The following is a 20,316-nucleotide window of genomic DNA, read 5'->3' as shown; positions in this document are numbered from 1 at the left end:
GTCGCGGTGACCGGCTCGGGTCTGGCGGGCGCCCCGCAGGGGCGCGGGAGGGCGCCGCGACGAGGCCACCCCCTCCGCCCACACCAGCAGTCGCACCACGCACGACGCCGTATACAGCGAGCCGAACACGGGCGGACGCATTCCGCGCGGATTCGCAGGCGCCGTTATACTCGTCGGGGCGCGCAATGCGCCGGAACTTCGAAAGGTACCGCGTGGACATCCTCCAGGTCGTGCTCCAGGTCATCCTGGGCATCACGAGCCTCCTGCTCACCATGCTGATCCTGCTCCACAAGGGGCGCGGCGGCGGACTGTCCGACATGTTCGGCGGTGGAGTCACCTCCAACCTCGGCGCCTCGGGTGTCGCGGAGCGCAATCTCAACCGCATCACCGTGATCCTCGGCCTCGTCTGGCTGGCGTGCATCGTGGTGCTCGGTCTCATCACCAAGTTCGACACCGGAGCATAGGGGTACACGGAATGGCATCAGGCGGCAGTGCAATCCGCGGTTCGCGCGTCGGCGCGGGACCCATGGGCGAGCAGGACCGGGGCTTCCACGCGGAGCGCGTGGCGGTGTCCTACTGGGACGCCCTCGGCAACGAGACGGTGCGCCACTTCTCGGCGGCCCTCCCGGAGGACGAGATCCCCGAGGTCATCGACTCGCCCCAATCCGGCCTTCCCGCGGGACGCGACCGCGCGAACCCCCCGCAGGTCGCGAAGACCGAGCCCTACAAGACGCACCTCGCCTACGTGAAGGAGCGTCGCACCGAGGCCGAGGCGGCCCAGCTCCTCGAGGAGGCGCTGCAGCAGCTGCGCGCCCGCCGCGGCACCGCGACGCCGTCCTGATCCTGCTCCTGCAGTAACGGCGAAAGGCCCGATCCGCTGAGGATCGGGCCTTTCGCCGTCGTGGACCCGGGTGCGCCGGGCAGAGCTCAGTAGCTCGGAGCGATGAGCGACTCCGGGACCTCGGCCGCGGCCTCCTGGTCGACGAAGAACACTGTGCGCTTGCGCCCGAATGCTCCGGCGACCGGCACCTCGTTCGTGTTCGCGCCGGCGAGCGCGAGACCGAGAGCGGACGCCTTGTCCGCGCCCGCGAGCACCATCCAGATCCGGTCGGACTGGTTGATGAGCGGGAGGGTCAGGGTGAGGCGCTCCGGAGGCGGCTTGGGGGAGTTGCGCACCGGGAGCACACCCGCCTCGGTGGAGCGGATCGCCGAGCGCTCGGGGAACAGCGATGCGATGTGACCGTCGGGACCCACTCCGAGGAACGTGATGTCGAACCGCGGGTAGTCGCGACCCTCCGTCGCGTGAGCGCGCAGCTCCGCGTCGTAGAGGGTCGCAGCCGCGTCCAGGTCGATCCCGTCGTCGGACGCCGGGAACGCGTGCACATTCTCGGCGGGGACGTCGAGGCGGGTGAACAGGTCACCCGCCTGGACGTCGTTGCGGTCCTCGTGGCCGCGGGGAACCCAGCGCTCGTCCCCCCACCAGAAGTGGACCCTCGACCAGTCGACGTTGCCCGAGGCGGACGACGTCGCGATCTCGGCAAGCGTCGCCGCCCCCATGGTCCCACCGGTCAGGATCACGTTGGCGGACCCCAGATCGTCGAGGATGTCGATCGTCTTCGTGATGAATCGGGCGGCGACCGACCCGGCGAGGGTCTGCTTGTCGCGGTGGACGAGCACTCGACGTTCGGTGGTCATGAGGGGTCTCCTTCGGTTGCGTCTGCCGATCGGCGGGTGGTCGGCTCCGTGTCAGGAAGCGCTGCGGGCACCGGTCTGCTCGGAGAGCATGTCGACGCCGCGCGAGATGACTTCACCGTACAGGTCATCCGGGTCGAGCCTGCGCAGCTCCTCGGCCAGGCAGTCGCGGAGGCTGCGGCGGGGGAGCGAGATGTCGTGGACGGGCTGCTCCGGCTGCGTCAGCGTCGCCACGTTGGGGATCGAGCGCTCGAGCTCGATGGTCCCGGACGCGCGGATCAGTTTGACGCCGTGGATGCCGCTCGACCCGGTCGCGCTGATGGTCAGCTCGTGATCGACCGGGATGTCGAGCTCGAGCTGGAGCCAGGCGGCGAGCAGGATCGTCGACGGCGAGTCGGGAGCACCCGACACCTCGACAGCGGTGATCGGCTCGTACGGCGGCTGGTCGAGGACCGCCGCGAGCTGGGCGCGCCAGAGGGTCAGGCGCGTCCAGGCGAAGTCGGTGTCGCCGGGGGCGTAGGTGGAGGCGAGGTGGTGCAGCGCCTCCGCCGGGTTCGACTGCGCCGAGGCGTCGGTGATGCGCCGCTGGGCGATGCGGCCGATGGGCGACTTCGAGGCGCTCTCGGGCGCGCTGTTCGGCCACCACGCGACCACGGGCGCGTCGGGGAGGAGGAGTCCCGTGACGAGGCTCTCCTCGTCGTTCGCCGCGTCTCCGAACGGGCGGAGCACGACGACCTCGCTCGCGCCGGCGTCGCCGCCGACCCGGATCTGGGCGTCGACGCGCGGAGTGGCGTCCACGGGGACGGTGGTGAGCCCGTCGTCCTTGGAGACGACGATGACGCGCATCGGGTGCTCGCGCGAGGCGTCGTTCGCCGCGTCGATCGCCTCCTCCTCGTGACCCCGGGAGGTCGCGATGATGAGGGTCAGCACGCGCCCGAGAGCGACGGCGCCGCCCTCCTCGCGGATCTTGACGAGGGTCTTGGAGACCTCGCTGGTCGTGGTGTCGGGCAGATCGACGATCATGGACGCCTCCAGGTACGGCCGTCGCGGGCGAGGAGCTCGTCGGCGGATTCGGGGCCCCAGGTTCCGGGGCGGTACTGCTCGGGCTGGCCCTGGGTCTCCCAGAACTCCTCGATCGGGTCGAGGATCTTCCAGGAGAGCTCGACCTCCTCGTGGCGGGGGAACAGCGGGGGCTCGCCCAGGAGGACGTCGAGGATCAGACGCTCGTAGGCCTCGGGGCTCGCCTCGGTGAACGCGTGGCCGTAGCCGAAGTCCATCGTCACGTCGCGCACCTGCATGCCGGCGCCCGGGACCTTGGAGCCGAAGCGCATGGTGACGCCCTCGTCCGGCTGCACGCGGATGACGAGCGCGTTCTGGCCGAGCGAAGTCGTCTGGCTCTCGGCGAAGAGCTGCTGCGGAGCCCGCTTGAACACGACCGCGATCTCGGTGACGCGGCGGCCGAGGCGCTTGCCCGCGCGCAGGTAGAACGGGACGCCCGCCCAGCGGCGCGTACCGATGTCCAGGCGCATGGCCGCGAACGTCTCGGTCGTCGAGGTGGGGCTCATGCCGTCCTCCTCGAGGAAGCCGAGGACCTTCTCGCCGCCCTGCCAGCCGCCGGCGTACTGCCCGCGGGCGGTGGCGGTGGAGAGGTCCTTCGGGAGGCGGACCGCAGCGAGGACCTTCTCCTTCTCAGCGCGCAGATCGGCGGCGTCGAACGAGATCGGCTCCTCCATCGCCGTGAGGGCGAGGAGCTGGAGGAGGTGGTTCTGGATCACGTCGCGCGCGGCGCCGATGCCGTCGTAGTAGCCGGCGCGGCCGCCCACTCCGATGTCCTCGGCCATGGTGATCTGCACGTGGTCGACGTAGTTCGAGTTCCAGAGCGGCTCGTACATCATGTTGGCGAAGCGCAGCGCCAGAATGTTCTGGACCGTCTCCTTGCCGAGGTAGTGGTCGATGCGGAACACGGAGTCGGGCGGGAAGACCGACTCGACGACGGCGTTCAGCTCACGGGCGGTGGTGAGATCGCTGCCGAAGGGCTTCTCGATGACGACGCGCCGCCACTGGCCCTCCTTCTGCTCCGCGAGACCGGAGTTGCGCAGCTGCTCGGTGACCTGCGGGAAGGACTTCGGGGGGATGGAGAGGTAGAAGGCGAAGTTGCCCATCGTGCCGCGCTCGCGATCGAGCTCGTCGACGGTGGTCTTCAGGCGGGTGAACGCCTCGGGGTCGTCGAACTCGCCCTGCACGAAGCGGATGCCCTGAGCGAGCTGCGCCCAGACCTCCTCGTGGAACTCGGTGCGCGCGTACTTCTTGACGGAGTCGTGCACCACCTGCTCGAAGTCCTGGTCGTCCCAGTCGCGCCGGGCGAAGCCGACGAGAGCGAATCCGGGGGGCAGCAGGCCGCGGTTGGCGAGGTCGTAGACCGCCGGCATGAGCTTCTTGCGCGAGAGATCGCCGGTGACGCCGAAGATGACGAGGCCGCTGGGCCCCGCGATCCGGTTCAACCGCCGGTCGAAGCTCAACCTCAGGGGGTTGAACTCGGGGGTGATGTCCACAGACATGTGCAGTGTCCTTCTGTGTGCCGGCTTCTCCGGCGCACTGCTCTCGATGAGGAGTGGGTGGGACCGATCGCGGGCACGCCGCCCCGCCCCGGTGAGGGGCGGAGCGGCGTGCCCGTCGAATCAGCTGTTGAGGGCCTCGAAGAGGGCCTCGAGGTCGGCCTCGGGGTCGGTCAGCGTCAGCGTCAGCACCGGTCGACCGTGCTCGGCGAGCACGCTCGCGTCGCCGGCCGCCTGGGCGAGGATCAACTGCCCGAACGTGAAGGGGCTGTCCGGGATCTCGAGATCGGCGGTCGCGCGCTCGGTGATCTGCAGGAAGACGCCGGTCGGGGCACCGCCCTTGTGGTACTGACCGGTCGAGTGCAGGAAGCGGGGACCCCACCCGAAGGTGACGGGCCGCTGAGCCTGCGCGGCGAGGAGGTCGCGGACGCCCTCCAGCTGCGGCACGGCGAGGCGGTCGACGTAGGCCTGGACGGCCACGTAGCCGCCCTCGCCGAGCTGGGCGAGGAGGCGGTCGACGGCCTCGGCGACGGTCGAGACGCCCTCGGTGACCACGGGGCTCCCCGTGACCTCGATGCCGGCGTCGGTGAAGGCCGGCGCCTCGGGCTCGGGACGCTTCTCGAGCAGGGCGCGGGTCGCGATCTTCGCGGACTCGACGTCGGGCTGGTCGAACGGGTTGATGCCGAGCAGTCGTCCTGCGACGGCGACCGCGTACTCCCAGGTCAGCATCTGCGCGCCGAGCGAGCCGGAGAGCAGGATCTCGCCCTCGTGGCGATCGCGCGGGAACAGGTGGAGCGCGCTCGCGTCGTCGACCAGGCGGACGACCTGCACGTCGGGCAGGTCCTCCGACAGCTCGGGGGCGAGCGTGCCGAGCACGACCGGCAGGATCCCGGTGCCGTCCTTGCCGGTGGACTCGGCGATCAGCTGCTCCGCCCAGTCGGCGAAGCCCACGATGTGGGTGCCGTCGGCGACGATCGCGAGCTTGTCGCGGCGCGGGCTGGTGGCGGCGATCGCCGCCCCGAGCACGAGCCCCGGGTTCTCGGGGGAGTCGACGGCGAGCCCGAGCGATGCCTCCGCGGCCTCGTCGAGGAGGGCCTCGATGTCGGCGCCGGCGAGTCCGGAGGGGACCAGGCCGAACGCGGAGAGCGCCGAGAAGCGGCCGCCGATGTTCGGGTCCGCGTTGAACACGCGGTAGCCGGCCTCGCGCGAGGACGTGTCCAGCGGCGAGCCGGGGTCGGTCACGATGACGATGCGCTCGAGGGGGTCGATGCCCGCCTCGGTGAACGCCTTCTCGTAGGCCTTCTTCTGGCTCGCGGTCTCGACGGTCGAGCCCGACTTCGACGAGATCACGACGGCGGTCGAGGAGAGGCGGTCCCGGAGGGCCGCAAGCACCTGACCGGGAGCGGTCGAGTCGAGGACGGTCAGCTCGACGCCGGCCGTGCGCGTGATGACCTCGGGGGCGAGCGACGAGCCGCCCATCCCGCCCAGCACGATGTGATCGATGCCCTTCGAGGCGAACTCCTCGCGGAGCGCCAGGATCTCGGGGATCAGCGGGCGCGACACCGAGGTCGACTCGGTCCAGCCGAGGCGCTTGGCCGACTCCTCCTCCGCGGCGGCGCCCCACAGCGTGGGGACCTGCGCGGTGATGCCCGAGGCGACCTCGTCGGCGACGAGATCGGGGACGACACGGTCGACGGCCTTCTCGGCGTCTCCGCTGACGTGGATCTGGATCGCCATGATCAGGCCTGCGCCTTCGCGCCCTCGAGAGCCGCGGTGACGGTGTCGAGCAGCTCGTTCCAGGAGACGATGAACTTCTCCACGCCCTCCTTCTCGAGCAGCTCCGTGACCTCGGCGTACGAGACGCCCTGCGCCGCGACGGCGTCGAGGACGGCGTTCGCGTCGGCGTAGGCGCCCGTGACGGTGTCGCCGGTGATGACGCCGTGGTCGAAGGTCGCCTCGAGCGTCTTCTCGGGCATCGTGTTGACGACGCCGGCCGCGACGAGCTCGGTCACGTAGAGCGTGTCGGGGAGCTCGGTCGACTTCACGCCGGTCGAGGCCCACAGGGGGCGCTGGCGGTTCGCGCCGGACTCCTGCAGGAGCAGGGCGCGCTCGGTCGCGAACGCCTCGACGAAGACCTCGTAGGCGAGCTGGGCGTTCGCGACGCCCGACTTGCTCTTGAGCGCCTTCGCCTCGTCGGTGCCGACTGCCTCGAGGCGCTTGTCGATCTCGGTGTCGACGCGCGACACGAAGAACGAGGCGACGGAGTGGATGGTCGACAGGTCGATGCCCGCGTCCTTGGCCTTCTCGAGGCCGGCGAGGTACGCGTTGATGACGGCGCGGTAGCGGGCGAGCGAGAAGATCAGCGTGACGTTGACCGAGATGCCCGAGCCGATGACCTCGGTGATGGCCTCGAGGCCCTCGACGGTCGCGGGGATCTTGATCATGGCGTTGGGGCGGTCGACCTTGGCCCACAGGGCCTTGGCCTGCTCGATGGTGCCCTGCGCGTCGTGCGCCAGGCCGGGCTCGACCTCGATCGACACGCGGCCGTCGTAGCCGTTGGTGGCGTCGTAGATCGGACGGAAGACATCCGAGGCGGCGGCGACGTCGTCGGTGGTGATCTCGAAGACGGCGTCCGTGACGGAGGTGCCGGAGGCGGCGAGCTCGCGCACCTGGGCGTCGTAGGACTCGCCGTTGGCCAGGGCGGCCGCGAAGATCGTCGGGTTCGTCGTGACGCCGACGACGTTCTTCTCGTCGATGAGCTTCTGGAGCCCGCCCGAGGAGATGCGCGTGCGGGAGAGGTCGTCGAGCCAGATGCTGACGCCGGCGGCGGAGAGGTCTGCGGTGGGGGTGTTCTCGGTCATGTCTCTTCTTCTCTTCTTCGTTCGGAGGTGATGCGGGCGTGGAGCCGGAGCCCCGACGGCGAAGGCCGCGTCCGTGTGGACGCGGCCTTCGGCTCAGGAGGCTGCGAGCGACTCCTTGGCGGCGGCGAGTGCCGCCTCCGTGGTGATCCCGAACTCGCGGAACAGGGTCTTGTAGTCGGCCGACGCGCCGAAGTGCTCGATGGAGACCGAGCGGCCGGCGTCGCCGACGTACTTCTGCCAGCCGAGGCTCAGTCCTGCCTCGATGGAGACGCGGGCCTTCACAGCGGAGGGCAGGACCTTCTCGCGGTAGGCCGCGTCCTGCTCCTCGAACCACTCGAGCGACGGAGCCGAGACGACGCGGGCGTTGACGCCCTCGGCCTTCAGCTTCTCGCGCGTCTCGACGGCGATCTGGAGCTCGGACCCGGTCGCGATGAGGATGACGTCCGGCGTGCCGCCTGGCGCCTCGGCGAGCACGTACGCGCCCTTGGCGACGTTCGAGGCGTGGGCGAAGGTCTCGCCCTCGGCCTCGCCCTCGCCGCGCTCGAACACCGGGATGTTCTGACGGGTCAGCGCGAGGCCCGCGGGGCCCTCGCGGCGCTCGAGGATCGTCTTCCAGGCGTAGGCGACCTCGTTCGCGTCGCCGGGGCGGACGATGTCCAGTCCCGGGATCGCGCGCAGGGACGCGAGCTGCTCGACCGGCTGGTGCGTCGGGCCGTCCTCGCCGAGCGCCACGGAGTCGTGGGTCCAGACGTAGATGGCGGGCGCCTTCATGAGCGCGGCGAGACGGACCGCCGGGCGCATGTAGTCGGAGAAGATCAGGAAGGTGCCGCCGAAGGGGCGGGTGTTCCCGTGCAGGACGATGCCGTTGAGGATCGAGCCCATGGCGTGCTCGCGGATGCCGAAGTGCAGCACGCGGCCGCCCTTCTTCCCCGTCCACTCGTGGGTCGAGAACTCGGACGGCACGAACGAGCCGGCGCCCTCGATGGTGGTGTTGTTCGACTCGGCGAGGTCGGCCGAGCCGCCCCACAGCTCCGGGATCACTCCGGCGAGCGCGTTGATGACCTTGCCGGACGCGGCGCGGGTCGACACCTCCTTGCCGGGCTCGAACACGGGGAGCGCGTCCTCGACGCCCTCGGGGAGGTCGCCGGTCAGGACGCGGTCCAGCAGGACCTTCTTCTCGGGGTTGGCCGCGGCCCACGCGTCGAACTGCTCGGTCCACTCGGCGTGCTGCGCCTGGCCGCGCTCGACGGCCTTGCGGGTGTGCTCGATGACCTCGTCGGCGACGTCGAAGGTCTTCTCGGGGTCGAAGCCGAGCACCTCCTTGAGGCCGCGGAGCTCGTCGGCGCCGAGGGCGGAGCCGTGGATCTTGCCGGTGTTCTGCTTCTTCGGCGAAGGCCAGCCGATGATGGTGCGCAGGATGATGAGCGACGGCTTGTCGGTCTCGCCCTTGGCGGCCTCGATCGCGGCGTGGAGCTCGGCGACGTCCTCGTGGTACTCGCCGGTCTTCTTCCAGTCGACGATCTGGACCTGCCAGTCGTACGCCTCGTAGCGGGCCTTGACGTCCTCGGTGAAGGCGATGTTGGTGTCGTCCTCGATCGAGATCTGGTTGGAGTCGTAGATGACGACCAGGTTGCCGAGCTGCTGGTGGCCGGCGAGCGAGGAGGCCTCGCTGGTGACGCCCTCCTGCAGGTCGCCGTCGCCGGCGATCACGTAGACGAAGTGGTCGAACGGCGAGGTGCCCGCGGCGGCCTCGGGGTCGAACAGGTCGCGCTCGAAGCGCGAGGCGTAGGCGAAGCCGACGGCCGAGGCGAGGCCCTGGCCGAGCGGGCCGGTCGTGATCTCGACGCCGTCCGTGTGGCCGTACTCGGGGTGCCCGGGGGTCTTGGAGCCCCAGGTGCGCAGCGCCTTCAGGTCGTCGAGCTCGAGGCCGTAGCCGCCCAGGTAGAACTGGACGTACTGGGTCAGCGAGGAGTGGCCGACCGACAGGATGAAGCGGTCGCGGCCGATCCAGGTGCTGTCGGAGGGGTCGCGGCGCATGACCTTCTGGAAGAGGAGGTACGCGGCCGGGGCGAGGCTCATGGCGGTCCCGGGATGACCGTTGCCGACCTTCTCCACGGCATCCGCGGCGAGGACCCTCGCCGTGTCGACTGCCTTCTCGTCAATGGATTCCCATTGCAGTTCTGACACTTGGTACTGACCCTTCTCGAGACGTGGGGCAGACGCAGACCGTCCGCCCTCTCGCATGGTGGAGCACGCCGCGCGACGACTTCGGCACGATGCTCCGGCGGCGACCCTCTGGGCCTCGCGGCGACCGATCGGTCGGGGCGGGCTCGGGTGCGTGCCGGGCGCTCTGGCGAGCAGTCCCGAGTATACGGAGGGGGGTGCGCTCGCCGACGGGGGTTGCGGGATGCATATGTAGGGAGTCGTTTGGGCAAGCGTGCACGCGGCGGGAGCGGTGTGACGGAACCGACGGACCGGGCCCGGGTCCAGCCTGCGCGCATTACACTCGTTCGGGATTGTCGAACGTTAGAGGAGCAATGGACGTAGCCGTAGAGACCACCGCGATCGAACGGGGCGGATCGTCCGGGGCGACCCTGTCTCGCAAGGTGAAGGCCTTCGTCTCGCTGACGAAGCCCCGCGTGATCGAGCTCCTCCTCGTGGTGACGGCCCCGACGATGATCCTCGCGCAGGGCGGCATCCCGAACCTCTGGCTCGTGCTCAACGTCCTCATCGGCGGTGCGCTGAGCGCCGGGTCGGCCGGCGCCTTCAACTGCTACTTCGACCGCGACATCGACCGCATCATGAACCGGACGAAGAACCGCCCGCTCGTGACGGGCGAGATCTCGGACCGGGCCGCGCTGGTGTTCGCCACCACGATCGGCGTGCTGTCGATCGTCTGGCTCGGATTGACGGCGAACTGGCTGGCTGCCGGCCTCTCGCTCGCGGCGATCCTGATCTACGTCGTCTTCTACACCCTCTTCCTCAAGCGCCGCACCCCGCAGAACATCGTCTGGGGCGGCATCGCCGGCTGCATGCCCGTGCTCATCGGCTGGGCCGCCGTCACGAACTCGCTCGACTGGGCGCCCGTGATCCTCTTCTCGGTCATCTTCCTGTGGACCCCGCCGCACTACTGGCCTCTCTCGATGAAGTACCGCGACGACTACCAGGCCGCCGGAGTGCCGATGCTCGCGGTGGTCCGCGGCCGCACGGTCGTCGGCCTGCAGGTCATCCTGTACGCCTGGGCGACGGTGGCCTGCTCGCTCCTCCTGATCCCGGTGGCGGAGATGGGCGTGGTGTACACCGTCGTCGCGCTCGCGAGCGGCGTCTGGTTCATCGCCGAGACGCACCGCCTCTACAACCTCGCGATCCGCCACGAGCACGTCTCGCCGATGCGCGTGTTCCACGGCTCGATCGGGTACCTCACCCTGCTGTTCCTCGCCGTCGGCATCGATCCCCTGCTCCCGTTCTGATGGTGACGCCCTTCTCGTTCCTCGCCGAGCGGGTCACGCTCTCGCCGCGGGCCCTGCGCTGGGGCACGACCGCCGCGCTCGTCGCGAGCATCCTGATCATCTTCTTCGGGGGAGTGGTGCGGCTGACGGGATCGGGCCTCGGCTGCCCGACCTGGCCGGCCTGCGACGCGGGATCCCTCACGTCGACCCCGGAGCTCGGTATCCACGGCTTCATCGAGTTCACCAACAGGGCCTTCACGGGCGTGCTGATCGTCGCCGTCGGCTGGGCGATCACCGCTGCGCGACTCCAGAAGCCGCGCGACCGGACGATGACGCGACTGGCCTGGTCGCAGTTCTGGCTCGTCGTCGCGAACGCCCTCGCGGGCGGAGCGACCGTGCACTCGGGTCTGAACCCCTACATCGTGGCGGGGCACTTCGTCCTGGCCATCGCCCTGCTCACCACGACGTCGCTGACCTGGCACCGCGCCCACCGGTCGCAGTCCACGGAGTTCGAGCCGGACGCGCTCACACGCGCCGTCAGCATCGCCCTCGTCGCCGTGACCCTCCTCGTGATCCTCGTGGGCACACTCGTGACCGGCACCGGTCCGCACGCGGGCGACTCCGCGGAGGTGCCCCGGATGCGCTTCCACTGGGAGAGCGTCACCGTCGTCCACGGCGTGCTCGGCACGGCGTCCCTCGTGCTTGGCATCGTCCTGTTCGCGCTCCTGCGCCGGGTCGCCGGTGCGGAGCTCGCACGTCGACGGGTGGTCACCTACATCGCCGTTGTCGTGCTGCAGGCGCTCGTCGGGGTCGCGCAGTCCCTCCTCGCGCTCCCGGAGGCCCTGGTCGCCGTGCACCTGCTGGGCTCGGCGCTCGTCTGGGTGGGCACCGTGCGCGTGCTCCTCGACGTGAACCCCCGGCTCTTCGCCGTCCGTGCGCAGCGCCGTCGGGCGGCGGAGGAGCTCGAGCCCGTCCACTGACGCCGCCGGCCGCCCTCCCGACGGAGCCGCGCGGCTCATCGGCCGGCGCCGCCTCGCGACGGCCTCCGCAGGTGCCCACGGAGTCGTAGCAGGGCGAGCGGCAGCGCCCGGACCGGCAGGTCGCGCGCGACCGCGCTGCCGAGGCGGCGGTGGAGCGCGGCCTCGGCGGGTGGGAGCCCGAGGCCCGCGGCGGCGAGCAGGAGGCGGGGGAGCAGCGGGATCGAGTCGTCGTTCGGCATGCCGGAAGATCATCACGGACCACAGACACCCGTATGGTCACCGTCGTCTGGTGGCGCAGGACGTCGCACCCGGCCGACACCCAGGTGAGCGGGTTCCCATCCGGGCGCGCCTCTGTAGAATGAGTAGTTGGTTCAGGTACGACGTGAGACCCCGGCATCCGCGCGGACACGGCGTCGACAGGGACCACCGGCCCGATGACGCGCCGCAGCACTTCTCTTAGGACATCTCAGGCACGCACATCAACCGCCCCCGCGCATCGACCACGATCGCGACCAGCCGGAATGTGCTCCGGGTCGCCCCACGGGGAATGACTCCGGAACCCGACCGGTTAGCAGTGGGTAGGAAACGAGGTACACATGTCAGACATCCTGATCGACCGCCCCGAGCTCGAGAGCCTCGGCGTCTACGAGTTCGGCTGGGCCGACTCCGACTCCGCGGGAGCGTCCGCGCGCCGCGGGATCTCACCCGAGGTCGTCTCCGACATCTCCGCGCTCAAGAACGAGCCCGCCTGGATGCGCGACCGCCGCATGAAGGCGCTGAAGCTCTTCGAGCGCAAGCCCATGCCGACGTGGGGCGCCGATCTGTCGGCGATCGACTTCGACAACATCAAGTACTTCGTCCGCTCGACCGAGAAGCAGGCGCAGACCTGGGACGACCTCCCCGACGACATCAAGAACACGTACGAGAAGCTCGGGATCCCGGAGGCGGAGCGCCAGCGCCTCGTCGGCGGCGTCGCGGCGCAGTACGAGTCCGAGGTCGTCTACCACCAGATCCGCGAGGATCTGGAGGAGCAGGGCGTCATCTTCATGGACACCGACACCGCGCTGCGCGAGCACCCCGAGATCTTCGAGGAGTACTTCGGCACCGTCATCCCCGCGGGCGACAACAAGTTCGCGGCGCTGAACACCGCCGTGTGGTCGGGCGGCTCGTTCGTGTACGTCCCCAAGGGCGTGCACGTCGACATCCCGCTCCAGGCGTACTTCCGCATCAACACCGAGAACATGGGCCAGTTCGAGCGGACGCTGATCATCGCGGACGAGGACAGCTACGTGCACTACATCGAGGGCTGCACCGCGCCGATCTACAAGTCGGACTCGCTGCACTCGGCCGTGGTCGAGATCATCGTGAAGAAGAACGCCCGAGTGCGCTACACGACGATCCAGAACTGGTCGAACAACGTCTACAACCTCGTCACCAAGCGCGCTATCGCGCACGAGGGCGCGACGATGGAGTGGATCGACGGCAACATCGGATCCAAGGTCACGATGAAGTACCCGTCGATCTTCCTGGTCGGCGAGCACGCCAAGGGCGAGACGCTCTCGGTCGCGTTCGCGGGCCCCGGCCAGCACCAGGACGCCGGCGCGAAGATGGTCCACATGGCGCCGTACACGCAGTCGTCGATCGTCTCGAAGTCGATCGCCCGCGGCGGCGGTCGAGCGGGGTACCGCGGAGAGGTCCGGGTCGACGCCAACGCGCACCACTCGGCCAACACGGTGCGCTGCGACGCACTGCTCGTCGACACCATCTCGCGCTCCGACACCTACCCGGCGATCGACATCCGCGTCGACGACGTGCAGCTCGGCCACGAGGCGACCGTGTCGAAGGTCAGCGAGGAGCAGCTCTTCTACCTGATGTCGCGCGGCCTCCCGGAGGACGAGGCCATGGCCATGATCGTCCGCGGCTTCATCGAGCCGATCGCCCGCGAGCTGCCCATGGAGTACGCCCTCGAGCTGAACAAGCTCATCGAGATGGGGATGGAGGGGAGCGTCGGTTGACGCCCGCCTCCCCCCTCGAAGGGGCGCCCGGACGGGGCGCCCCGCACCCATCGAAAGGAACCACCGCCTGATGACGGTCCCCACGAGCGCCGCGACCCCCGAGATCGACGGCGCTGCCGCTGCCGAGCGCCTGGGCATCAGCGCCCACTCCGACGGGGCCTTCACGCCCGTGCAGACGCGCTCGGAGCGCTTCGCGTCGGCCGACGTCGACGCCTTCGAGGCCGTCACCGGACGCGAGATCGCCTGGAAGCTGACCCCCGTCGCCCGCCTCGCCGATCTCATCGACGGACCGCTCGACGGCTCGCCGACCCCGTTCGAGCACGCCGCGGTCGACGGAGTCGACGTCTCGTGGGTCGGCCGCGACGACCAGCGGATCGGGACCGCCGGCCTGCCCGAGGACCGCGCGGCGGCCAGTGCCTGGTCGAGCTTCGAGCAGGCCCTGGCCGTTCGCGTCACGGGTGAGGACGAGAAGGTCGCGACCCTGATCCGCTCGGGTCTCGGGTCCGCTCCTCGCGCCGCTCACACGATCATCGAGGCGGCGCCCTACGCGCGCGGCGTCGTCGTCCTCCAGAACGACGGCCCGGCGACGCTCGCCGAGAACGTCGAGATCCTGGTCGGCGAGGGAGCCCAGCTCACCGTCGTGACCGTGCAGGAGTGGGACGACGAGGCGCGCCATCTGGCGAACCACTTCCTCCGCGTCGGCCGCGACGCGAAGGTCAAGCACATCGTCGTCACCCTCGGCGGCTCGATCGTCCGGGTCAACCCGTCCGCGCACCTCGTCGAGCGCGGCGCCGACGGTGAGCTCTTCGGGCTCTACTTCGCCGACGGCGGCCAGCACCTCGAGCAGCAGGTGTACGTCGACCACGACGCCCCCGACACCCGCAGCCGCGTGACCTACAAGGGCGCTCTGCAGGGCCAGGGCGCCCGCACGGTCTGGATCGGCGACGTCCTGATCCGCAACAGCGCCACCGGGACCGACAGCTACGAGCAGAACCGCAACCTGGTCCTCTCCGACGGCACCCGTGCCGACTCCATCCCGAACCTCGAGATCGAGACCGGCGACATCGCCGGAGCGGGCCACGCCTCGGCGACCGGCCGGTTCGACGACGAGCAGCTCTTCTACCTGCAGTCGCGCGGCATCCGCGAGGACGAGGCGCGCCGTCTGGTCGTGCGCGGCTTCCTCAGCGAGATCGTGCAGCAGATCAAGGTCGCCGAGCTGGAGGACCGCCTGCAGCTGGCGATCGAGGCCGAGCTGGCGGGCAGCGCCGGCCAGACCGGCTCCGGCAACTCGGCGGTGACCGCATGAGCAACGCCGCGATGATCTGCTCGGTCTCCGAGCTGGTCCCGAACCAGGCCATGCGCGTCGAGGTCGACGGAGTCGCCATCGCCGTCGTCCAGGACTCGGCCGGCGAGATCCACGCCATCGGCGACACCTGCACGCATGGCGAGATCTCCCTCTCGGAGGGCTTCGTCGAGGGCGACAGCCTCGAGTGCTGGGCCCACGGCTCGCAGTTCTCCCTCCGCACCGGGACGCCCCTCAACCTGCCGGCCTACGAGCCGGTCCCCGTCTTCGTCGTCGAGATCATCGACGGCGACGTCTACATCGACCCGACCGTCACGAAGGAAGTCTGAATGTCCGTTCTCCAGATCAGCGATCTCCACGTCAGTGTCGAGACCGAGCAGGGGACCAAGCAGATCCTCCGCGGTGTCGATCTCACCATCAACCAGGGTGAGATCCACGCGATCATGGGCCCGAACGGGTCCGGCAAGTCGACCCTCGCCTACACGATCGCGGGCCACCCCAAGTACCACGTCGACGGCGGCTCGATCACCCTCGACGGCGTCGAGGTCCTCGACATGTCCGTCGACGAGCGCGCTCGCGCCGGCCTCTTCCTCGCCATGCAGTACCCGGTCGAGATCCCCGGAGTGACGAACACCAACTTCCTCCGCACCGCCAAGACCGCGATCGCGGGCGAGGCTCCGGCGATCCGCACCTGGACCAAGGACGTCAAGGCGGCCATGGGCAACCTGCGCATGGACCCCTCCTTCGCGGCGCGCAACGTCAACGAGGGCTTCTCGGGCGGCGAGAAGAAGCGCAACGAGATCCTCCAGCTCGAGCTGCTCGCCCCGCAGTTCGCCGTCCTCGACGAGACCGACTCCGGCCTCGACGTCGATGCGCTCAAGATCGTCTCGGAGGGCGTGAACCGCGCGCACGCGAACACGGGCCTCGGCGTGCTGCTGATCACGCACTACACGCGGATCCTGCGCTACATCGAGCCCGACTTCGTGCACGTCTTCGTCGCCGGCCGCGTCGCCGAGCAGGGTGGCAAGGAGCTCGCCACCCGCCTCGAGGACGAGGGCTACGACCGCTTCCTCACGACGACGACGGCCTGATCATGGCCGTCACGACGCTCGAGCCGAAGCTCTTCGACCAGGTCGAGGAGGCGCTGAAGGACGTCATGGATCCCGAGCTCGGGATCAACGTCGTCGACCTGGGCCTCATCTACGACCTCGGATGGGACGACGAGAACGACGCCCTCGTCATCCACATGACGCTCACCTCGGCGGGCTGCCCGCTGACCGACGTGCTCGAGGAGCAGACCGCCGAGTCGCTCGACGGCATCGTCGAGGCGTTCCGGATCAACTGGGTCTGGATGCCGCCGTGGGGTCCCGAGCGGATCACCGACGACGGCCGCGACATGATGCGCGCTCTCGGCTTCTCGATCTGAGACCGGTACGGCGAAGGGCCGGGAGGATCATCCTCCCGGCCCTTCGCCGTACCGTCGTGCGGGCTCAGCTCGAGCGGCGGCGGAGCAGAGCCCAGGTCGTGGGGAGCAGTGCGGCGGCGAGCACGATCTTGAGGGCGTCGCCGATCAGGAACGGCACGAGACCGGCGGTCAGGACGGAGCCGAGATCGGCGGGGTAGCCGAGCGAGCCGAGCGCGGTCGCGAGCCAGGGGAGGCCGACCAGGTAGATGGTCGCAGTGCCCGCGAAGAAGGTGACGAGGGTGCCGACGACCCGGCGGTCCCACTGGCGCTGCGCCAGCCATCCGGTGACGATCGAGGCGAGGACGAAACCGACGATGTAGCCACCGGTCGGCCCCGCGAGGACGGCCCAGCCGCTCGAGCCCTCGGTGAAGACCGGGGCGCCGAGCGCGCCGACCAGCGCGTAGACGCCCATCGCGAGTGCGCCGCGCAGCGCGCCCAGCGTCGTGCCCGCGAGGAGCACGGCGAAGGTCTGGCCGGTGATCGGCACGGGCCACATCGGGATGTAGAGCTGGGCCATCCCGGCGGTGAAGGCCGCTGCGGCGACCACCAGGACGAGATCGGTGACGATCGAGCGCGCGAACAGGCGGTCCGCGAGGACCGGCCGCGACGGGGCGAGCGAGTAGCTGGACATGAGTGTCTCCAAAGACCGTGGCGCCCGGTGGCGACGAAGGACGAGCCCGACGGGGTCGAGCGTGCAGGTGGCCGAGCGCAGGGGGTCCGGGTGCGTCCGCGGACAGCGGACGTGAACCGGCCCCGCGGCTCAGGAAATATACTAGAGGGCTGCCGCATCGCGGCCCCTTGCCCCACACCTCCCGAAGCGACCGCCATTTCTTGGCGAGAACGGACAGCACTGTGCTGAGCGTCCACGATCTCGAACTCCGAGTCGGCGCCCGACTCCTGATGGAGAACGTCTCCTTCCGGGTGGGCGACGGCGACAAGGTCGGCCTCGTCGGCCGCAACGGGGCGGGGAAGACGACGCTGACCAAGGTGCTCGCCGGCGACCTCATCGCCGCCAAGGGCACGGTCGACCGCGGCGGCGAGATCGGCTACCTCCCGCAGGACCCGCGCTCGGGCGACCCGGAGGAGCTGGCGCGCACGCGCATCCTCGACGCCCGCGGTCTCGGCTCCCTCGTGGTGGGCATGTCCGAGGCGACCGAGGCGATGTCGAGCAGCGACCCGGCGACCAGCGCGGCCGGGATGAAGAAGTACGGCAACCTGACCGATCGGTTCCTCGCGCTCGGCGGCTACGCCGCGGAGGCCGAAGCGGCCTCGATCGCGAGCAACCTGAACCTGCCGGACCGGATCCTCGATCAGCCGCTGAAGACGCTCTCGGGTGGTCAGCGCCGCCGCATCGAGCTCGCCCGCATCCTGTTCTCGGACGCCAGCACGCTGATCCTCGACGAGCCGACGAACCACCTCGACGCCGACTCGGTGGTGTGGCTCCGCGAGTTCCTGAAGAACTACCGCGGCGGATTCATCGTCATCAGTCACGACATCGAGCTGGTCGGCGAGACGGTCAACCGGGTCTTCTACCTGGACGCGAACCGCCAGGTCATCGACGTCTACAACATGAACTGGAAGAACTACCAGCGCCAGCGCGCCGCCGACGAGGAGCGCCGCAAGAAGGAGCGCGCGAACGTCGAGAAGAAGGCGGGCGCCCTGCAGCTGCAGGCGGCGCGCTTCGGAGCGAAGGCCTCGAAGGCGGCGGCCGCGCACCAGATGGTGGCGCGCGCCGAGAAGATGATGAGCGGCCTCGAGGAGGTGCGCGCCGTCGATCGCGTCGCCAAGCTGCGCTTCCCGACGCCGATGCCCTGCGGCCGCACCCCGCTGCAGGCCGAGAACCTGTCGAAGAGCTACGGCTCGCTCGAGATCTTCACCGCCGTCGACCTCGCGATCGATCGCGGATCCAAGGTGGTCATCCTGGGTCTGAACGGCGCGGGCAAGACGACCCTGCTGCGGATCCTCGGCGGGGTGGACGCGCCGGACACCGGGTCGATCGAGCCCGGCCACGGTCTGCGGATCGGCTACTACGCCCAGGAGCACGAGACGATCGACGTCAAGCGCTCGGTGCTCGAGAACATGGTGTCGAGCAGCCCGAACCTCACCGAGACCGAGGCGCGCCGCGTCCTGGGCTCGTTCCTGTTCACCGGCGACGACTCGCACAAGCCGGCCGGAGTGCTCTCGGGTGGCGAGAAGACCCGTCTGGCCCTCGCCATGATCGTCGTCTCCGGGGCGAACGTGCTGCTCCTGGACGAGCCGACCAACAACCTCGACCCGGCGAGCCGCGACGAGATCCTCGACGCCCTCGCGCACTACGAGGGTGCGGTGGTCCTGGTCAGCCACGACGAGGGCGCCGTCGAGGCGCTGAACCCCGAGCGGGTGCTCATCATGCCCGAGGGCACCGAGGACCACTGGACCGCGGACTACCTCGACCTGATCACCCTGGCCTGATCGCGGTCCGTCCCCGTCGAGCGCGGCGGCTCAGTGGTGGGCGTCGAGGAGCTCGTCCTCGATCTCGGAGTCGCTGCGACCGCGCTTGAGCCGGCGCTGCTCGCGCCGCTCCTCCGCCGCGATGACCTCGGGATCGTCGGCGTTGAGCACCCGGAACTCGTGCCGCACGGCCCAGCCCAGTCCTCCGAAGCCCATCAGCGCGAACAGCACCCACTGGATCGCGTAGCTGATGTGCAGGCCCTCGTCGGCCACCGGCTTCAGCGCCGCGAGAGGAGGAGCGTCGACGGGTGCGGGGGATTCCGAGACCAGCAGGCCGTAGGCGCTCGTGCGCACCTGCTCTCCCAGCTGCGCACGCAGGTCGTCGAGCTGGATGGTCGCGATCTGACCGGCGGGAGCGGAGCGCCCCTCGATGCGGCCCTCGCTCGGCTTGATCCTGGCCGTCACCGTGACCTCTCCCTCCGGAGGGGCGGGCACGGCATCGGGGGAGTCCTGCTCGGATCCGACCGGGACCCAACCGCGGTCCACGATGAACAGGCTGCCGTCCGCGAGTCGGAGCGGTGTGAGCACCTCGAATCCGGGATTGCCGTTGTAGGGCCGGTTGCGGACGAGCGTCTCGTCCTGCGTCTCGTAGACGCCCGTGACCTCGACCGGCCGGAACTCGAGCGCGTCGTCCCACGCGCCGTCCTCGCCGATCAGGTCGTCGAGAGTGACGGGGTCGGCCGTCCAGTTGGCCGTGACGAGCCGGTTCGTCGAGGCGGCCTCGTCCAGGCGCGCCACCTGCCAGCGCGACAGCAGCACGCAGGCGACGGCGAAGACCACCGCGAGGGCGAGGTAGCCGAACCAGCGGCGCGAGAGCACGAAGCGCCAGGAGGGACGCGGCGTGGAGTCGGTCAACGCGAGGTCCCCCGGTCGATGGTCTGAAGCGGTCTCACCTCGAGCGGGAACTCCCGTGCGGCGAGGAACTCGCGGAGGAACTCGAGGTGCTCACCGCAGGCGAGCCAGGTCTTGCGCCGGTCCTCTGCGTGGATCCGCGGATTCCGCCACTCTACGGCCCAGGTCGCGATGCTCGTGCAGCCCGCTCTCGAGCAGGTGTGCTTCTCGGGCGCGGTGCCGAGCGGGATCACGGTCGATCCGTCGTCGCTCCGCCGCCCTCGGCCCGGTCGCCGGTCGAGGAGCCGGATTCGGGGGCGGGTGCGGGCGGCGGCACGGGGCGGGACAGGACGATCGCACCGGGGCGCTGCACGTTCCCGCTCTCGCCGACTCCGCCGACGTTCGCGAGCACCACGGCGAAGTAGGGGAGGACGATGGCGCCGATGGCGAAGAAGGCGAGCCACCACCCCTGCGCGAAGATCAGGCAGATCACGCAGATCATGCGGATGCCCATCGCGATGGAGTACTTGATCGCGCGGGAGCGACGCTCCGCGGTCGGCGACGGCGGGAGGGAGGTGAGCGATTCGCGGGGTTTCACAGCTGTACAAGCCTACGTCGCGGGGGAGTCGCGGGAGTCGGGCGGACGGGATCTCCCGATGTGTTGCGCCGCGCGCC

The 20,316-nt window shown here is 69.9% G+C and carries 21 protein-coding genes; 10 read left to right on the top strand and 11 right to left on the bottom strand.

What is annotated here, in order from left to right; translation table 11 throughout:
• Positions 1–212 precede the first annotated feature (212 nt).
• Both secG and ASF46_RS08930 read left to right on the top strand, forming a co-directional pair.
• Positions 213–464: a preprotein translocase subunit SecG gene (gene secG / locus ASF46_RS08935; protein WP_055791960.1), complete on the top strand. Its 252-nt coding sequence runs from the start codon at positions 213–215 to the stop codon at positions 462–464.
• Positions 465–475: 11 nt separating this feature from the next.
• Positions 476–841 carry an RNA polymerase-binding protein RbpA gene (locus ASF46_RS08930; RefSeq protein ID WP_055791968.1) on the top strand — a complete coding sequence of 122 codons (366 nt, stop codon included), beginning with the start codon at positions 476–478 and terminating at the stop codon, positions 839–841.
• Positions 842–927: 86 nt separating this feature from the next.
• On the opposite strand, the gene pgl is transcribed toward ASF46_RS08930, so the two are convergent.
• The 6 genes from pgl to tkt form a co-directional block, all read right to left on the bottom strand.
• On the bottom strand, positions 928–1,695 hold the full coding sequence (gene pgl / locus ASF46_RS08925) for a 6-phosphogluconolactonase (RefSeq protein WP_055791971.1): 768 nt from the start codon (positions 1,693–1,695) through the stop codon (positions 928–930).
• A gap of 51 nt (positions 1,696–1,746) precedes the next feature.
• The gene (locus ASF46_RS08920; RefSeq protein WP_056867178.1) at positions 1,747–2,715 is read right to left on the bottom strand and encodes a glucose-6-phosphate dehydrogenase assembly protein OpcA; all 969 of its coding nucleotides are present in this window, start codon (positions 2,713–2,715) and stop codon (positions 1,747–1,749) included.
• The gene (gene zwf / locus ASF46_RS08915; RefSeq protein WP_055791978.1) at positions 2,712–4,250 is read right to left on the bottom strand and encodes a glucose-6-phosphate dehydrogenase; all 1,539 of its coding nucleotides are present in this window, start codon (positions 4,248–4,250) and stop codon (positions 2,712–2,714) included. Before zwf ends, ASF46_RS08920 begins: the two co-directional genes overlap by 4 nt.
• 120 nt (positions 4,251–4,370) lie before the next feature.
• Positions 4,371–5,984 (bottom strand): glucose-6-phosphate isomerase, encoded by a 1,614-nt coding sequence (locus ASF46_RS08910; protein WP_056867177.1) that lies wholly within the window; start codon positions 5,982–5,984, stop codon positions 4,371–4,373.
• A gap of 2 nt (positions 5,985–5,986) precedes the next feature.
• Positions 5,987–7,108: a transaldolase gene (gene tal / locus ASF46_RS08905; RefSeq protein ID WP_056867176.1), complete on the bottom strand. Its 1,122-nt coding sequence runs from the start codon at positions 7,106–7,108 to the stop codon at positions 5,987–5,989.
• Between the two features lie 93 nt (positions 7,109–7,201).
• Complete coding sequence (tkt, locus tag ASF46_RS08900) at positions 7,202–9,295, bottom strand: transketolase (protein ID WP_056867175.1); 2,094 nt, start codon at positions 9,293–9,295, stop codon at positions 7,202–7,204.
• 350 nt (positions 9,296–9,645) lie between these two features.
• Here tkt and ASF46_RS08895 point away from each other — a divergent pair, with 350 nt between their 5' ends.
• Positions 9,646–10,578 carry a heme o synthase gene (locus ASF46_RS08895; RefSeq protein WP_056867174.1) on the top strand — a complete coding sequence of 311 codons (933 nt, stop codon included), beginning with the start codon at positions 9,646–9,648 and terminating at the stop codon, positions 10,576–10,578.
• Positions 10,578–11,537 carry a COX15/CtaA family protein gene (locus ASF46_RS08890; protein ID WP_082485328.1) on the top strand — a complete coding sequence of 320 codons (960 nt, stop codon included), beginning with the start codon at positions 10,578–10,580 and terminating at the stop codon, positions 11,535–11,537. Before ASF46_RS08895 ends, ASF46_RS08890 begins: the two co-directional genes overlap by 1 nt.
• Positions 11,538–11,572: 35 nt before the next feature.
• On the opposite strand, the gene ASF46_RS08885 is transcribed toward ASF46_RS08890, so the two are convergent.
• Positions 11,573–11,776, bottom strand: coding sequence for a hypothetical protein (locus ASF46_RS08885; protein ID WP_056867173.1), 204 nt, complete (start codon positions 11,774–11,776; stop codon positions 11,573–11,575).
• 357 nt (positions 11,777–12,133) lie between these two features.
• Between ASF46_RS08885 and sufB the strand changes: the two genes are divergently transcribed.
• The 5 genes from sufB (at position 12,134) to ASF46_RS08860 (ending at position 16,281) form a co-directional block, all read left to right on the top strand.
• Complete coding sequence (sufB, locus tag ASF46_RS08880) at positions 12,134–13,552, top strand: Fe-S cluster assembly protein SufB (RefSeq protein ID WP_055791996.1); 1,419 nt, start codon at positions 12,134–12,136, stop codon at positions 13,550–13,552.
• A 70-nt stretch (positions 13,553–13,622) separates the two neighbouring features.
• A complete protein-coding gene (gene sufD / locus ASF46_RS08875) occupies positions 13,623–14,858 on the top strand; it encodes a Fe-S cluster assembly protein SufD (RefSeq protein WP_056867172.1) in 1,236 nt (411 codons plus the stop codon).
• Entirely contained in the window at positions 14,855–15,184 is a 330-nt protein-coding gene (locus ASF46_RS08870) for a non-heme iron oxygenase ferredoxin subunit (protein ID WP_082481418.1), read from the top strand. Before sufD ends, ASF46_RS08870 begins: the two co-directional genes overlap by 4 nt.
• Positions 15,185–15,946 (top strand): Fe-S cluster assembly ATPase SufC, encoded by a 762-nt coding sequence (gene sufC / locus ASF46_RS08865; protein ID WP_056867171.1) that lies wholly within the window; start codon positions 15,185–15,187, stop codon positions 15,944–15,946.
• 2 nt (positions 15,947–15,948) lie between these two features.
• On the top strand, positions 15,949–16,281 hold the full coding sequence (locus ASF46_RS08860) for a metal-sulfur cluster assembly factor (protein WP_055792004.1): 333 nt from the start codon (positions 15,949–15,951) through the stop codon (positions 16,279–16,281).
• 64 nt (positions 16,282–16,345) lie between these two features.
• Here ASF46_RS08860 and ASF46_RS08855 read toward each other — a convergent pair whose 3' ends face one another.
• The gene (locus ASF46_RS08855) at positions 16,346–16,951 is read right to left on the bottom strand and encodes a biotin transporter BioY (RefSeq protein WP_056867170.1); all 606 of its coding nucleotides are present in this window, start codon (positions 16,949–16,951) and stop codon (positions 16,346–16,348) included.
• Between the two features lie 221 nt (positions 16,952–17,172).
• On the opposite strand from ASF46_RS08855, the gene abc-f reads away from it, so the two are divergent.
• Entirely contained in the window at positions 17,173–18,771 is a 1,599-nt protein-coding gene (gene abc-f, locus ASF46_RS08850; RefSeq protein ID WP_056867169.1) for a ribosomal protection-like ABC-F family protein, read from the top strand.
• A gap of 30 nt (positions 18,772–18,801) precedes the next feature.
• Here abc-f and ASF46_RS08845 read toward each other — a convergent pair whose 3' ends face one another.
• The 3 genes from ASF46_RS08845 to ASF46_RS08835 are packed head-to-tail and all read right to left on the bottom strand — an operon-like array spanning position 18,802 to position 20,239.
• Positions 18,802–19,665 carry an SURF1 family protein gene (locus ASF46_RS08845; RefSeq protein WP_056867168.1) on the bottom strand — a complete coding sequence of 288 codons (864 nt, stop codon included), beginning with the start codon at positions 19,663–19,665 and terminating at the stop codon, positions 18,802–18,804.
• Positions 19,662–19,895: a hypothetical protein gene (locus ASF46_RS08840; protein WP_055792014.1), complete on the bottom strand. Its 234-nt coding sequence runs from the start codon at positions 19,893–19,895 to the stop codon at positions 19,662–19,664. Before ASF46_RS08840 ends, ASF46_RS08845 begins: the two co-directional genes overlap by 4 nt.
• Complete coding sequence (locus ASF46_RS08835) at positions 19,892–20,239, bottom strand: DUF3099 domain-containing protein (protein ID WP_082485327.1); 348 nt, start codon at positions 20,237–20,239, stop codon at positions 19,892–19,894. Before ASF46_RS08835 ends, ASF46_RS08840 begins: the two co-directional genes overlap by 4 nt.
• Positions 20,240–20,316 lie beyond the last annotated feature (77 nt).

It is taken from the genome of Rathayibacter sp. Leaf296 (genome assembly GCF_001423045.1).
GTDB lineage: Bacteria > Actinomycetota > Actinomycetes > Actinomycetales > Microbacteriaceae > Rathayibacter > Rathayibacter caricis.
This window is presented reverse-complemented; position numbering and strand designations above follow the sequence as displayed.